At 63.2% G+C, this 13745-nt stretch carries 14 protein-coding genes and 1 pseudogene; 4 read left to right on the forward strand and 11 right to left on the reverse strand.

Going from position 1 to position 13745, the window contains the following annotated elements:
• Positions 1–102: 102 nt before the first annotated feature.
• The gene (locus JNB71_RS02540; protein ID WP_220370262.1) at positions 103–1638 is read left to right on the forward strand and encodes a sensor histidine kinase; all 1536 of its coding nucleotides are present in this window, start codon (positions 103–105) and stop codon (positions 1636–1638) included.
• A gap of 79 nt (positions 1639–1717) precedes the next feature.
• On the opposite strand, the gene JNB71_RS02545 is transcribed toward JNB71_RS02540, so the two are convergent.
• The 5 genes from JNB71_RS02545 to cobT all read right to left on the reverse strand — a co-directional run bounded on the left by JNB71_RS02545 (position 1718) and on the right by cobT (position 7546).
• A complete protein-coding gene (locus JNB71_RS02545; RefSeq protein ID WP_220370263.1) occupies positions 1718–2776 on the reverse strand; it encodes an ABC transporter ATP-binding protein in 1059 nt (352 codons plus the stop codon).
• Positions 2773–4326 carry an ABC transporter permease gene (locus JNB71_RS02550; RefSeq protein ID WP_220371123.1) on the reverse strand — a complete coding sequence of 518 codons (1554 nt, stop codon included), beginning with the start codon at positions 4324–4326 and terminating at the stop codon, positions 2773–2775. Before JNB71_RS02550 ends, JNB71_RS02545 begins: the two co-directional genes overlap by 4 nt.
• Positions 4327–4582: 256 nt before the next feature.
• On the reverse strand, positions 4583–5593 hold the full coding sequence (locus JNB71_RS02555; RefSeq protein WP_220370264.1) for an iron ABC transporter substrate-binding protein: 1011 nt from the start codon (positions 5591–5593) through the stop codon (positions 4583–4585).
• 256 nt (positions 5594–5849) lie between these two features.
• Positions 5850–6260 carry a diacylglycerol kinase gene (locus JNB71_RS02560; protein ID WP_220370265.1) on the reverse strand — a complete coding sequence of 137 codons (411 nt, stop codon included), beginning with the start codon at positions 6258–6260 and terminating at the stop codon, positions 5850–5852.
• A 269-nt stretch (positions 6261–6529) separates the two neighbouring features.
• Positions 6530–7546: a nicotinate-nucleotide--dimethylbenzimidazole phosphoribosyltransferase gene (cobT, locus tag JNB71_RS02565; RefSeq protein ID WP_220370266.1), complete on the reverse strand. Its 1017-nt coding sequence runs from the start codon at positions 7544–7546 to the stop codon at positions 6530–6532.
• A 267-nt stretch (positions 7547–7813) separates the two neighbouring features.
• On the opposite strand from cobT, the gene JNB71_RS02570 reads away from it, so the two are divergent.
• The 3 genes from JNB71_RS02570 to JNB71_RS02580 are packed head-to-tail and all read left to right on the forward strand — an operon-like array spanning position 7814 to position 9570.
• The gene (locus JNB71_RS02570; protein WP_220370267.1) at positions 7814–8602 is read left to right on the forward strand and encodes an adenosylcobinamide-GDP ribazoletransferase; all 789 of its coding nucleotides are present in this window, start codon (positions 7814–7816) and stop codon (positions 8600–8602) included.
• Positions 8603–8647: 45 nt separating this feature from the next.
• Positions 8648–8872, forward strand: a complete 225-nt coding sequence (locus tag JNB71_RS02575) for a DUF1289 domain-containing protein (RefSeq protein ID WP_220370268.1) — start codon at positions 8648–8650, stop codon at positions 8870–8872.
• Positions 8869–9570, forward strand: a complete 702-nt coding sequence (locus JNB71_RS02580; RefSeq protein WP_220370269.1) for a retropepsin-like aspartic protease family protein — start codon at positions 8869–8871, stop codon at positions 9568–9570. The genes JNB71_RS02575 and JNB71_RS02580 overlap by 4 nt, the downstream gene beginning before the upstream one ends.
• Positions 9571–9660: 90 nt before the next feature.
• Here JNB71_RS02580 and JNB71_RS02585 read toward each other — a convergent pair whose 3' ends face one another.
• The 6 genes and pseudogenes from JNB71_RS02585 to JNB71_RS02610 all read right to left on the reverse strand — a co-directional run.
• Positions 9661–10422 carry an ABC transporter permease gene (locus tag JNB71_RS02585; protein WP_220370270.1) on the reverse strand — a complete coding sequence of 254 codons (762 nt, stop codon included), beginning with the start codon at positions 10420–10422 and terminating at the stop codon, positions 9661–9663.
• On the reverse strand, positions 10419–11345 hold the full coding sequence (locus JNB71_RS02590) for an ABC transporter ATP-binding protein (RefSeq protein WP_220370271.1): 927 nt from the start codon (positions 11343–11345) through the stop codon (positions 10419–10421). Before JNB71_RS02590 ends, JNB71_RS02585 begins: the two co-directional genes overlap by 4 nt.
• Before the next feature lie 200 nt (positions 11346–11545).
• Entirely contained in the window at positions 11546–11980 is a 435-nt protein-coding gene (locus tag JNB71_RS02595) for a YeeE/YedE family protein (protein ID WP_220370272.1), read from the reverse strand.
• Entirely contained in the window at positions 11977–12384 is a 408-nt protein-coding gene (locus JNB71_RS02600) for a YeeE/YedE family protein (protein ID WP_220370273.1), read from the reverse strand. Before JNB71_RS02600 ends, JNB71_RS02595 begins: the two co-directional genes overlap by 4 nt.
• A complete protein-coding gene (locus JNB71_RS02605; RefSeq protein WP_220370274.1) occupies positions 12381–12716 on the reverse strand; it encodes an ArsR/SmtB family transcription factor in 336 nt (111 codons plus the stop codon). Before JNB71_RS02605 ends, JNB71_RS02600 begins: the two co-directional genes overlap by 4 nt.
• Before the next feature lie 4 nt (positions 12717–12720).
• Positions 12721–13599 (reverse strand): annotated as a pseudogene (locus JNB71_RS02610) (MBL fold metallo-hydrolase); the annotation flags it as partial.
• Between the last annotated feature and the right edge of the window lie 146 nt (positions 13600–13745).

A 13745-nucleotide genomic window follows, 5' to 3' on the forward strand; every position in this document is an offset into this window, starting at 1 on the left:
CCGCGCACCTTACGCAAGGCGCCTCCAAAAACAAGAAATCGCAGCAACTTCTTAAGGATTTCCTCTTAAACTTCAACGGATTCCGTGAGCGCGTTTGAGATCATGAGTAAGGGCGTCAGCACCTCGACCGACAAGATCATTGTCGACAAGTCGCGCAGCCATCGCAACAAGGCTGTGTCGAAAGCCGTGCGCGCGACCCGCGAACGGCTCCAGGCCGGCCCGTCACATGCGTCCGGTTTTGCCAGGGAGATGCTCGGGTTCCATATCGATTCGATGCTGCAGGGCGCCATCGCCATGCCGATCTTCCTCTCTCTGGTGACCGGCGTCGGTATCTATCTCTCGCAAAGCCTCGACATCGTCGCCTGGGGCCTGATGACGCTCTGTGTTCATGCGATCGGCATCCTCCTGGCACGCCGGGCCAAGGGCCGCGAAATCCCTGCGGAAAAAGTGTCCCAGTGGCGCCGCCGCTTCCTGATCGTGCAGATCGTTCTCGGCCTCAGCTGGGCAGCCTTCATGCTTCAGGACTGCAACAGCTGCGGCGAGGTCAATTTCGGCTTCTACAAGGGCGCCGTCCTCTTGATCGCGCTTGCAGCAACGGCGATGGGCACGTTTCTGCTGCGCAATGCCCTGCTCTTCACCTTCATTCCGGTCATGCTTGTGCTTGCCGGCCTGACGATCAGGACCGGCAGCCCCGGTTACCTGGCCCTGACCGCGGTCGTTTCGACGTCGCTGATCTTCCTCGTCTTCATGACGAACCGCATGCATCGTGCAAACATCCATATTCTGTCGATGCAATCCGAAAAGGATGATCTGATCGCCGAACTCGAAGTCGCCAAGTCGATGTCGGACGAAGCGCGCCGGCGCGCCGAGGAGGCAAACCTTGCCAAATCCCGCTTCCTTGCCTCGATGTCACACGAGCTGCGCACGCCGCTCAACGCCATCCTCGGCTTTTCCGAAGTCATGTCGACCGAGGTGCTCGGGCCGCTCAACAATCCGATCTACAAGGAATATACCGGCGACATCCATCGCTCCGGCCAGCACCTGCTCGACCTGATCAACGAGATTCTCGATCTGTCGCGCATCGAGGCCGGTAAATACGACCTCAATGAGGAAGCCGTCCACCTGGTCGAAATCGCCGAGGATTGCATCGGCATGGTGCAGCTGCGCGCCCGCACGAAGAACATCACCATCACCGAGCAGTTCGAACACGGTATGCCGGCGATCTGGGTCGATGAGAAGTCGATTCGTCAGGTGACGCTCAATCTCCTGTCGAACGCCGTCAAGTTCACGCCGTCCGGCGGCGAGATTTCGGTGAAGGCCGGCTGGACGGCCGGCGGCGGTCAGTATCTTTCCATCAAGGACAATGGCCCCGGCATTCCCGAAGACGAAATCCCGGTGGTGCTCTCGGCCTTCGGCCAGGGGTCGATCGCCATCAAGAGCGCCGAACAGGGAACCGGCCTCGGTCTGCCGATCGTGCAGGCGATCCTTGCCAAGCACAACGGCCAGTTCATCCTGCGATCCAAGCTGCGCGAAGGCACGGAAGCCATTGCCATCCTGCCTTCAAAGCGGGTGCTGCAGAGCATCCCCGCCGTCGAGGACGCGCCGGCGGTCGAGCGACGCAAGAAAAGCTTCGCCTGAGGCCTGCAACCGCGTGCAGCGGTTCGGCGTCACCGACAACGGGGGGGCCGACTGCAAAGTCTGCAGCGACATTTGCGCGTCAATCGGCCAGCACATGCGCCGGGCCGTGGACGCTGATCCGCACCAGATCGCCCGGCCCGGGAATCTCGAAGCCGACACATTTGATCGACAGGAAATCCGGCATGGCGCGATCGGTGCGGTCGATCCGGACGAGAACCGTGCAGTCGCCGCCGCCGAACTCCACGTCGTCGATGCGCCCGCAAGGGCCATCCGGCTCGCGCCCGGCAACAGCCGTCGTCAGCCGGATCTGTTCGGGGCGCAGCATGATCGTCGCCTGCCCCGTTTTCGTCCCCGGCTCCACCGCGAGTGAACCCAGAATGCACTGCGCGCGGCCAGGCACGATATCGGCGTCGAGCAGGATGGCCTCGCCGAGGAAGGTCGCTGTTTCGCGGTCGCGCGGCTTTCCGTAAAGCGCCCGCGGCGGCCCGAATTGGACGAGCCGTCCCTGCCGCAGCACGGCCACCTGATCGGCAAAGGACAGCGCTTCTGCCTGGTCATGCGTCACCAGGATCGCCGTCGCACCCGCCGCCCGCAGCACCCGCGCCACCGTCCGCCGCATCGTATCGCGCAAGCCCGTATCGAGTGCCGAGAAGGGCTCGTCGAGCAGCATCAGCCGCGGCTTTAGCGCCAGTGCCCGCGCCAATGCGACACGCTGCTGCTGTCCGCCGGAAAGCTGGTGAGGACGCCGTGCCGCCATGATGCCGTCGAGCTCGACCATCTCCATCAGCTCGGCGATCCGCTGGTTACGATCCGCAGCCTTCTTCGCCAGCCCGAAGCCGATATTGTCGGCCACCGTCAGATGCGGGAAGAGCGCGCCGTCCTGCGAAACGATGCCGATACCGCGCTTGTGCGCTGGCACGAGCGCGCCATTGCCGGCAAGCGCCTTTCCGTCCAGCACCAGCGCTCCGCTGTCGGGCGTCTCGAAACCGGCAATGATGCGCAGGAGCGTCGTCTTGCCGGAGCCGGAGGGTCCGACGATCGCGGTGCGGCCGCCCGCCTCGATCCTCATGTCGATCCTGTCCAGCGCCACGGTCGGGCCGTAGGATTTGCTGATGGCATCGATGGTCAGAAACGTCATTGCCCGGCTGCCCGTCTGGATTGGATGTAAAGGAGGAAGGTCAAAGGTAGCGACAGAAGCACCATCATCACCGCATAGGGTGCCGCCGCGACATAGTCGATCTCGCTGGTGAGCGACCAGAATTTGGTGGCCAGGGTCTCGACGCCGGTGGGTGACAGCATCAGCGTCGCCGTCAGTTCGTTGGCGATGCCGAGCGCCACCAGCGCGGTACTCGCCGCAACGCCCGGTGCCGCCAGCCGCATCGTCGTCTCGCGAATCGCCTGGAACGGCGTGCGCCCGAGCGCCATCGCGGCGCGTTCGAGTTCGACGGGCGCCTGCGCGATGCTGGTGCGCAGGCCGACCATGGCGCGCGGCAGGAACAGCAGCACATAGGCAAGGAAAAGGGTCGCGAATGTCTGGTAGAGCGGCAGGAACAGCTGCACGGTGATTGTCACCAGCGAAAGGGCCACCACCACGCCGGGAAGCGCGCCGACATAATAGTGGCAGGCCTCGAAGATCCGCTGCAGCCGGCCGGGCGCCCGAACCGACAGCCAGGCCATCGGCGCAGCAGCGATCGTCGCCAGCACGCCGCCGGCGATGGCCAGGAAGACGGTCTGGCCGAACGCGCCGCCAAGGAGATCGATCCGCCAGATCTCGGCGCCGCCGATATAAAGCCAGCGCGTCAGGGTGACGAACGGCACCCCGATCGCCAGAGCCGCCGTCGCGGTGTTGAGGGCAAGGGCCGGAACGACCATCCAGCCAAGCCGCCGCGTGTCTGTCGGACGCGCAGCGCCGGAACCGACGCGGGCATAGCGCTCGCCGCCGCGCAGGAGCACTTCGATACCGAGAAGCAGCAGGCAGCAGGCGACGAGGACGCCGGCCAGCATGTTCGCCGCCGGGCCGTTGAAGGCCGACTGGAACTGGTCGACGATCGCCGTCGAGAACGTGTCGAAACGGATCATCACGTAGAGGCCGTATTCGGCGAGAAGATGGAGGCCCACCAGCAGCGAGCCGCCGCAGATCGCCAGCCTGAGCTGCGGCAGGATGGCACGGAAGAAGACCTGCCACGGGTTGAGCCCGAGCGAGGCGGCGGCATCCTCGATCGCCGGATCAAGACGCCTGAGTTGGGCTGCAATCGGCAGATAGAGGAACGGGAAATAGGCGAGCACCGATACGAGCACGCCCCCGGCCAGGCCGTGCAGGCTGGGAAACAGGCTGATCCAGGCATAGCTGTGCACGAAGGCCGGAACCGCAAGCGGCGCCACCGCAAGCCAGGCCCAAAGCCGAGCGCCGGGCAGGTCGGTCCGCTCCGTCAGCCACGCAAGCGCCAACGACAGCACGATCGTCAGCGGGATGGTGCAGAGCTCGAGCAGCGCCGTATTGATCAGCAGCTCGCCGACACGACCGCGAAAAATCAGTTTTGATGCGGTCTCCCAACCGGTCTGCAGGGTGACCCAGACGATGAAGCCGAGCGGTACGAGACTGACGAGCGAAACGAAGCCCGCAAAGATCGTGACCCATAAGTAGGGAACCCGAGAGCAAGCTCTTGCGGTGGCGGGCAACCGCCGCAGGGCGGAAGGGGACGTGGCATGAAACGCGGTGGCGCTCAAGATCTCTGCTCTCAAAAGGCATTCGCAGCAGTCCTTTACGCGCCGCTGCGAATGTTTCCGCCACAGCGCCGCGCGCCGGATATAACGCGAAGAAAACGCTGTAACACGTTTAAACTGCTGCCTGATTCCTCGAGGCAATTGCGGCTTGAGGAATTCTGCAGCAGTCTGGATGATGGTCCCTAAGCGGAGAGTTCCGTTCAGGTTTAGACCTTGCCTATCACAGCAGACCGGCCGCCGTCATCAGGTCCGTGACTTTTGCGCTGTTCAGCGTCGCCGGATCGACCTTCGGGTATTGCAGTCCGGAGAGCGCAGGCAGCGCTGCGTTCGACGCTTCGCCGTTGCCGACGGCATATTCAAAGGAGGTGCCGTCGCGAAGGATCGCCTGGCCGCCCTTGCCCGTCAGCCACTTCAGGAATTTCTGGGCGTTTTCCTTGTGCTGGCTGGCCGCAAGCACGCCGCCGCCGGAGATGCTGACGAATGCGCCCGGGTCTTCATTCTTGAAGAAATGCAGCGCCACATTCTTGCTGTTCTCGCCGGTCTTTGCCTGATCGCCGAAATAGTAATAGTGATAGATCACCGCGCCTTCGACTTCGCCGGCATTGACCGCCTTCATCGCCGTCGAGTTGCCCTTGTAGGCCGTGAAGTTCTCCTTCATCGACGCAAGCCACGACGCGGTCGCTTCCTCGCCCTTCAGCGACAGGAGCGCGCTGACGATCGCCTGGAAATCGGCGCCGGAGGGCGATGCTGCCCAGCGGCCCTTCCAGCTCGGATCGGCAAGCTCGAGCAGCGACTTCGGCAGCTTGTCTTCGCTGAGCTTGGTCTTGTCGTAGGCAAACACGGTCGAGCGGGCAGCAATACCGGTCCAGTGGCCATTGGACGGACGGAAATTCTCCGGCACCTGAGCCAGCGTGTCGGCGGCGACCGGCTCGAATAGGCCTGCCCCATCGACCAGCGACATGGCCGGTGAATTCTCCGTCAGGAACACGTCGGCCGGCGATGCGGCACCTTCCTGGACGATCTGGTTGGCGAACTCCATGTCGCTGCCCTTGCGCAGGGTCACCGGAATGCCGGTTTCCTTGGTGAAGGCCTCGGCCCATTCGACACCAAGGCTCTCGTGCTGGGCATTGTAGACGACGATGCCGATGTCGTCGGCCTTGACGGCAGCCGCGCCAAGCAGCGCAGCGGCCAGCGCCAGCGTGGCTGCGGCACCCGGGGTCGATATTTTCATGGAAGCCTCTCGAAATGTTTGGCCGGACCATCCTGCCCGGCGGCTCCGGTATATAATTATGATCTTGCGCGTCAACTTTGATCCGCACCGGCAGGCCGCGCCGCCGCTCAATTTAATTTGAATGCCGCGGCGGGAATAAACCGCGGCGGGCCTGGCCGGCTTTCGGAAAGGTGTCCCGCGGCTTGCCGGTCAAAACCTGCGACACAGCCGGAAAAGCCAGGCAGACGAATCGTTGGCTTGCCCAACGAATGTCTGCCTAGATCGCAAAAAGTTTCGATAGGAAGACCACATAGGCCGCGTAGCCGGCATTGGCGACGATGACGCAGAGGCAGGCCAGCGAGCCGAGATCCTTGGCATTCTTGCCCATCTCGGAAATTTCGGGAGAGACGCGATCGACGATTTCCTCGATCGCCGTGTTCAGGGCTTCAAAGGCGATCATCAGCAGGAACAGCACCAGCATCGCGACATATTGGAAGAAGGTCGCGCCACTGATGACGAAGGCGACCATGGCGGCCCCGAAGGCCATGAGTTCGTGGCGAAATGCCGCCTCCCCCAACAGGCGCTTGGCGCCGCCCAGCGAGTAGCTGGCGGCGGCGAAGAAATGCGCGATGCCCGTCAGTTTTTTTACCGGCTTGCCCATGCCACGAAAGTCCCTGTCCAGATACATGTTCGCTCTCCTAGCGCCGCGTGGAGCGAATGCATCGAGCATGCAATTCTGACACCGGCCTGAATGTTGTCGAACGGCTGCAGGTTGCCATCAAAATCACCGCCTCCGCATAAGTTAGAAGGCATGCCGTATCAAGCCCCATCATGGCCGGACGATGGCGGCAGACACGGCAATTAACGGTATTGGCGGGCTTTCCTGCCGGACCGGAGACCAAATCCCGGCATCGCCCCGTATCCTGCATTGCAACCGGTGGCGATATCCCGCGCCCGTCAGCTCTTGTTGCTGACGCCGGCCTGGGCAAACGTCGCCATGCCCGAATGGCAGGCAGCGGCGGCCTTGACGATCCCGGCCGCAAGGGCGGCACCGGTGCCTTCGCCGAGCCGCATGCCGAGCGCCAGAAGCGGCGTCTTGCCGAGCATCTCGATCGCCTTCATATGCCCCGGTTCGGCCGAAACGTGACCGATCAGGCAGTGGTCGAGCGCTGCCGGATTGACGGCCCGCAGAATGGCAGCGGCCGTCGTTGCCACATAACCGTCGATGATGACGGGGATCTTCTGCATGCGTGCGGCGAGGATAGCGCCGGCCATGGCGGCGATCTCGCGACCGCCGAGGCGTCGCAGCACTTCCAGCGGATCGGCCAGATGGTCGGCATGCAGCGCTACCGCCTTTTCGACGGCGGCGATCTTGCGGGCCAGCACCTCGCCCTGCGATCCGGTGCCGGGACCAACCCAGTCCTCGGCCGTGCCGCCATAAAGCGCCAGATTGATCGCAGCCGCGATCGTTGTGTTGCCGATGCCCATTTCGCCGATGCACAGGAGATCGGTGCCGCCGGCAACTGCCTCCATGCCGAAGGCCATGGTGGCCGCGCAGTCGCGCTCCGACAACGCGGCCTCTTCGGTGATATCGGCGGTCGGATAATCCAGCGCCAGGTCAAACACCTTCAGTCCAAGATCATGGCTGACGCAGATCTGGTTGATGGCAGCGCCGCCGGCGGCGAAATTCTCGACCATCTGCGCCGTTACCGAGGGCGGGAAAGGCGTCACGCCCTGTTTGGTCACGCCGTGATTGCCGGCAAAGATCGCCACCAGCGGCCGGTTGACAGCGGGCGCCCTGCCCGTCCAGGCGGCGAGCCAGAAGGCGATCTCCTCCAGCCGGCCGAGCGCACCCGGCGGCTTGGTCAGTTGCGCATCACGCTCGCGCGCCGCCACCAGCGCCGCACTGTCGGGGCCTGGCAGATTGCGCAGCAACTCACGGAAATCGTCGAACGGCAGGCCGCTGGCACTCATGGATCGGTATCCTCTTGTCGTCTCGTCGTCAGCGGATGCTTCGCCCGCAAAGGTGCTTCCTCATAGAGCGCGATGAGAAATCCGGCAACGGCATTTGCGCCTGTTCGTGTCGCCGTCGCATGATCAGCCGGAAAACACCGATTCGCGAGGGGCAGATCGCTGGAGCAGCCTCTTCAAGCGCTTGCAAGCGGGTAAGATGCTCCGGAGTAAGCAAGCAGTGCGTTTTTCCGCATCTGCTCGAACGCGGGAAAGCGCCAGGGGGAGCCAATGTTCGATATCCGCGATTTCATCGACGACGTGGCGCGCTCGGTCGCCTTTCTCAGCCGCATCCACATGCCGCAGCGCCATTTCGTCAATTTCGACGGACGCTTGAGCCGGGCTGTGCGCGCCTTCCCGGTCGCGGGGCTGCTGATCGTGCTGCCGGCCGCAGCGATCGTCTCCATCTTCAGCGCCATCCAGGCGGCTCCCCTGTTTACCGCCTTCGTCGCAGTGGCGATCCAGGCGCTGATCACCGGCGCCCTGCACGAGGACGCCCTCAGCGACACCGCCGACGGCCTGGGAGGCGGCCGGTCCAAGGAAACCGCGCTGGGCATCATGAAGGACAGCCGAATCGGCTCCTACGGGGCGGTCGCGCTCATTCTGTCCTTCGGCCTACGCGTTTCGGCGCTTGCCGCGGTAATCCCGCTGGTGTCGCCGAGCGGCGCCGGCCTGCTCGTCCTTGCCGCCGCCGCACTCAGCCGCACGGCGATGGTCTGGCACTGGTCGAAACTGCCGCCGGCCCGCAAGGATGGCGTCGCCGCGTCAGCGGGCGAACCGGATGCGGCTGCGGTAACCTTCGCTCTCTTTCTCGGCGTCGTTTTGGCGGCGCTTCTTCTGCTTGTCTCGGGCGTCTCGCTGCTTGCCGCGGTGCTTTCCATCGCCGCCTTTGCCGCAACCGTGCCTGCCTTCAGCCAGATCGTCGCCGGCAAGATCGGCGGCCACACGGGCGACACAATCGGCGCAACACAACAACTGAGCGAAATCGCGGTTCTCGCCGCCCTTGCGCTGGCGATTTGAAACGCCGATATATTTCGAACCGCTCTTGATGGACGTTACGCCTCAATGGAATCGCCCTGCATCCTCGTCTGTTCGATCGACATGAAAACCGGCTACTGCTTCGGCTGCGGCCGCACGCGCGACGAAATCGGTGCCTGGACGCTCTATACGTCCGAACAGCGCCGCAACATCATGAAGCTCCTGCCCGCCCGTCTCGAAACGGTGGAACGCAAGCCGCGCCGCGAAACACGCCGGGCCCGCATGGCGCGCGAACGGGTCGACCAGCAATGAACCGGCTGGCCATCCTTCTCGGCATACTGGCGGTCGGGCTCGTCTTTCTCATCCTGAACCACGACAGCGGCCGCACCTTCGGCATCATGAACGACGACTTCGGCCGCCTCGTCTCCCTTGGCGCCATCGCCGCCCTGATCAGCACCGGCATCCTCCGAAGCCGGCACCATATCGGCCAGAGCCTTCGCCAGTTCGCCATCTGGGTGCTGATCATCCTGGTTCTCGTGTCGGTCTATCTCTACCGCCAGGACCTGCAATCCTTCGGCAACCGGCTGGCGGGTGGCCTCATCCCCGGCCGGGCCACGGTCTTCACCGACAATGAGGGCCGCCAGGAAGTCGTGCTGCACAAGGTCCTGAACGGCCATTTCGAAACGCCGGTAACGATCAACGGTACCAGTGTCCAGATGCTGGTCGATACCGGCGCGAGCACCGTCGCGATATCCTACGAGGATGCCGAAAGGCTGGGTCTCAGCCCAGCCGGCCTCACCTATTCCCAGACCGTTCTCACCGCCAACGGCACGGCCCGTGCCGCCCCCGTCACCCTTGCCGAGGTCGCCATCGGCCCGATCGTCCGCAACAACATCCGCGCGACCGTCGCCGAGGCAGGCAAGCTCGACCAGAGCCTGCTCGGCATGAGCTTCCTCTCGACGCTCGATTTCCTGCAGATGCAGACGGATGAGTTGAGGTTGAGGGATTAGGGATAGTGAGTAGTGAGTAGTGAGTAGTGAGTGGTTTATTCCTCCACCTAATCACCGAACCACTGCTCACTAATCACTGCTCACTCCCCCTCAATTCCTCAACCGATACCCCGTCCTGAAGATCCACGTCAGCAATCCCATCAGCACCGCCAGGAACACGACGATGATCGAGAAGCTCACCGCCGGATTGACGTCGGCGATCTCGAAGAAGCTCCAGCGGAAGCCGCTGATCAGGTAGAGCACCGGGTTGAAATGGCTGACCGCCTGCCAGAAGGGCGGCAGCATGTCGATCGAATAGAAGCTGCCGCCGAGGAAGACGAGTGGCGGGATCACCAGCATCGGAATGAGGTTCAACTGCTCGAAATCCTTGGCCCAGATGCCGATGATGAAGCCGAACAGGCTGAAGGTGATGGCCGTCAGCACGAAGAACAGGATCATCACCAGGGGATGGGCGATATGCAGGTCGACGAACAGCGCCGCCGTTCCCAGAATGATCGTGCCGATCATCACCCCCTTGGTCGCCGCCGCCCCGACATAGCCGAGCACGATCTCGGTCATCGAAACCGGTGACGACAGGATCTCGTAGATCGTGCCGGTGAATTTCGGAAAATAGATGCCGAAGGAACCGTTGCCGATGCACTGGGTGAGCAACGTCAGCATGATCAGCCCGGGCGTGATGAAGGCGCCGTAGGAGACGCCGTCGATCTGCTGGATGCGTGTGCCGATCGCCGCGCCGAAGACGATGAAATAGAGCGAGGTGGAGATGACCGGCGAGACGACGCTCTGCAGCAGCGTGCGCCTTGTCCGCGCCATCTCGAAAAAATAGATCGACTTGACCGCTTCGAGGTTCATGCGCGTGCTCCCACCAGTTCCACGAAAATATCCTCGAGCGAGCTTTGCCGTGTCGAGATGTCCTTCAGCCTGATCCCGGCCTCGGCCAGGGCCGTCAAAAGCGTCGTGATGCCGGTGCGCTCGCTTGCCGTGTTGTAATCGTAGATCAGCGAGTGCCCCTCATCCTCGATCGTCAGTTCGTAGCCGGAGAGCGTCTCGGGGATGGTCGAGATCGGCTCCTGCAGGTCGACGCGCAGTTCCTTGCGCCCGAGCTTCTTCATCAGTTCCGTCTTCTGCTCGATCAACAGAATCTTGCCGCCATTGATGACGCCGACGCGATCGGCGATCTCTTCCGCCTCTTCGATATAGTGTGTGGTCAGGATGATCGTCACGCCGGTGGCGCGCAGCTTCTCGACCACCTGCCACATGTCCTTGCGCAGGTTGACGTCGACACCCGCCGTCGGCTCGTCGAGAAACAGGATGCGCGGCTCGTGGGAAAGCGCCTTGGCGATCAGCACCCGTCGCTTCATGCCGCCGGAAAGCTCGCGCAGCATGTTGTCCTTCTTGTCGTAGAGCGACAGGTCCTTCAGCACCCTCTCGATATGTGCCGGGTCCGGCTTCTTGCCATGCAGGCCACGCGAGAAGGACACCGTGTTCCAGACGGTCTCGAACTGGTCGGTCGTCAGTTCCTGCGGCACCAGGCCGATGATCGAGCGCGTCTCGCGAAAATCCCTGACGACGTCGTAGCCGCCGACCTTGACCTCGCCGCTCGTCGGATTGACGATGCCGCAGATGATCGAGATCAGCGTCGTCTTGCCGGCGCCGTTCGGGCCAAGCAGCGCAAGGATTTCGCCCTCCTCGATCTCGAGGCTGACATCTTTGAGCGCCTGAAAGCCGGACGCATAGGTTTTCACCAGATTGGAAACGGAAACGATGGGGGCCATGAAGTGTGTTCCGGAGGGATACGTGCGGAAAGAGACGCTCTATATGGACCTTTCTGCGGCAATGTTCACCCCGGCATCGCAAAAAATAGGCAGATGCATCGGCGTAGAGCGGCAGCGGCACGGCGAGGATCGATCTTGCTCCACTGACGAGACCGGGCCGACCATGCCACCCGAACCGAACGTAGCGACAAGGGTGGCGCTCATGTCCTTGGCACCACGAAACGGTCGTGAACGATCATGCCCGCCAGCATGGCAACGACAAACCAGACCGTTGCCGGCAGCCCGAGCGACAGTGATGCCAGCGCCGGTCCTGGGCAAAGCCCGCCAATGCCCCAGCCGATGCCGAAGATGGCCGAGCCGACGACCAGGCGACGGTCGATCAGCCGGCCCTCCGGCAGGTGGAACCGGTCGTCAAGCAACGGCGCGGCCATGCGTCTGGCGAGAAGCGTGCCCAGAGCCGCGACCGCCACCGCGCCGCCGAGAACGAAGGCAAGGCTCGGATCCCAGGCACCGGTGATGTCGAGAAAACCCCGCACACGGCCGGGATCGAGCATTCCGGACAAAGACAGGCCGAGGCCGAAAACGAGCCCGGAAACCAGGGCGGCGATCATCCGTGGTCCGGCAGGCTTTGTCATGAAATCGCTCCCATCAGGAATACGGTCAACACCGCCGCTGTGATGAATGTCGCGACGGCAGCGAGCGACCGCGGCGACAGCCGCGCCAGCCCGACGACGCCATGGCCGCTGGTGCAGCCGGAACCCATCCGCGAGCCGAAGCCGACGAGCAGGCCGGCAATGATGAGCAGCGGCGTCGAGGCCTGGATCGTCACGGCCGGCCATGCCCCGGCGATCAGCCGATAGGCTATGGGACCAAGCATAAGGCCGGCCACGAACGCCGCGCCCACGCCCGGTTGCCGGCCCTGCAGAAGCCGTCCGGCAATGCCGCTTATTCCGGCGACGCGGCCGTTCGCCAGCATCAGGATCGCCGCCGAAAGGCCGATCAGCATGCCGCCGGCAAGCGAGATCAGATATACGCTCATAGGCGGCCTCCATCGGCGCAGAAGATGTCGTAGAGGGCGGTGACGAGGCGCGCGGCCCGATCTTCGGTCAGGCGGTAAAAGATCTGCTTGGCATCCCGCCTCGTTTCGACGAAACCGCCATCGCGAAGAACACCCAGTTGCTGCGACAGCGTCGGCTGATGAATGCCGAGCAGTCCCTCGAGCTCACTCACCGAGCGCTCCCCTTCGACCAGCGTGCAGACGATCATCAGCCGGTTCGGATTGGCAAGGATGCGCAAAAACTCGGCGGCGTCCGTGGCGCGGGCTGCCATGTCGGCACGCAGGTGCGGCTGGGTGGGCGGTGCTGTGTTCATGTGCTTACTCCCAGGCGCCGCCGCTCAGTGCATCAAGCGGAATTTTCAGATAACGCCGTCCATTGTCCTCCGGCTCGGGCAGCCTGCCGCCGCGGATGTTGACCTGCAGCGCATGCAGGATGAGCTTCGGCATCGGCAAGGTTGCATCGCGCGCCTTGCGCAGGCGGATGAAATCCTCGGCACTGCGCCCGGCGACATGCGAATTGTCCCGCTTCTCGGCGCCGACCGTACTTTCCCACAGCGGCGGGCGGCCATCCGGCTGGTAATCGTGTCCGGTAAAGATGCGCGTGTCCTCCGGCAGCGACAGGATCGCCTGGATCGTTTCCCACAGCCGCCGGGCGTCCCCGCCGGGAAAATCGGCGCGGGCGGTGCCGCTGTCGGGCATGAACAGCGTATCGTGCACAAAGGCCGCATCGCCGATCACATAGGTGACCGAGGCCAGCGTATGCCCCGGCGAGAACATCACCCTTCCCTCGATCTGACCGACATTGAACGTATCGCCGTCGGCAAACAGCCGATCCCATTGCGAACCGTCCGTGGCAAGGCCCGGCAGATTGTAGAGCCCGCTCCAGAGCCGCTGCACGTCCACGATGCGTTCGCCGATCGCGGTTGGCGCGCCGGTTTTCTCTTTCAGATAGGCTGCGGCAGAAAAATGATCCGCATGGGGATGCGTATCGAGGATCCAGGTGACCTTGAGTTTCCGCTCCGCCACATAGGCGAGAATGGCATCGGCCTCGACGGTGGCCGTCGCCCCCGATTTCTCGTCATAATCCAGGACCGGATCGATGATCGCGCAAGCGCCTGTCTGCGGATCGGACACCACATATTGCACGCTTCCGGTCCGCGCATGGTAAAACCCCCGCACATCCGGTTTTTGCGCAGCAATCGGGGCGATGGCCTGCAAAGACATGGGACGAACTCCTGAGCTTCAGTCAATTAACAATTAAATATATTATGTATTGTTAACTTACAAGAAAAGAACTGCGGCAGAACGTCATGGCCCGCTCGGACGAGTAGTCCCCGCAATCC

This window comes from Rhizobium herbae, assembly GCF_019511375.1.
In the GTDB taxonomy this organism is placed as follows: domain Bacteria; phylum Pseudomonadota; class Alphaproteobacteria; order Rhizobiales; family Rhizobiaceae; genus Pararhizobium; species Pararhizobium herbae_A.

Excerpts from the sequence above, each read along its gene's own strand:
- JNB71_RS02540 (WP_220370262.1), top strand. The coding sequence starts at position 103 with ATGAGTAAGGGCGTCAGCACCTCGACCGACAAGATCATTGTCGACAAG.
- JNB71_RS02545 (WP_220370263.1), bottom strand. The coding sequence starts at position 2,776 with ATGACGTTTCTGACCATCGATGCCATCAGCAAATCCTACGGCCCGACC.
- JNB71_RS02555 (WP_220370264.1), bottom strand. The coding sequence starts at position 5,593 with ATGAAAATATCGACCCCGGGTGCCGCAGCCACGCTGGCGCTGGCCGCT.
- JNB71_RS02560 (WP_220370265.1), bottom strand. The coding sequence starts at position 6,260 with ATGTATCTGGACAGGGACTTTCGTGGCATGGGCAAGCCGGTAAAAAAA.
- cobT (WP_220370266.1), bottom strand. The coding sequence starts at position 7,546 with ATGAGTGCCAGCGGCCTGCCGTTCGACGATTTCCGTGAGTTGCTGCGC.
- JNB71_RS02570 (WP_220370267.1), top strand. The coding sequence starts at position 7,814 with ATGTTCGATATCCGCGATTTCATCGACGACGTGGCGCGCTCGGTCGCC.
- JNB71_RS02575 (WP_220370268.1), top strand. The coding sequence starts at position 8,648 with ATGGAATCGCCCTGCATCCTCGTCTGTTCGATCGACATGAAAACCGGC.
- JNB71_RS02580 (WP_220370269.1), top strand. The coding sequence starts at position 8,869 with ATGAACCGGCTGGCCATCCTTCTCGGCATACTGGCGGTCGGGCTCGTC.
- JNB71_RS02585 (WP_220370270.1), bottom strand. The coding sequence starts at position 10,422 with ATGAACCTCGAAGCGGTCAAGTCGATCTATTTTTTCGAGATGGCGCGG.
- JNB71_RS02590 (WP_220370271.1), bottom strand. The coding sequence starts at position 11,345 with ATGGCCCCCATCGTTTCCGTTTCCAATCTGGTGAAAACCTATGCGTCC.
- JNB71_RS02595 (WP_220370272.1), bottom strand. The coding sequence starts at position 11,980 with ATGACAAAGCCTGCCGGACCACGGATGATCGCCGCCCTGGTTTCCGGG.
- JNB71_RS02600 (WP_220370273.1), bottom strand. The coding sequence starts at position 12,384 with ATGAGCGTATATCTGATCTCGCTTGCCGGCGGCATGCTGATCGGCCTT.
- JNB71_RS02605 (WP_220370274.1), bottom strand. The coding sequence starts at position 12,716 with ATGAACACAGCACCGCCCACCCAGCCGCACCTGCGTGCCGACATGGCA.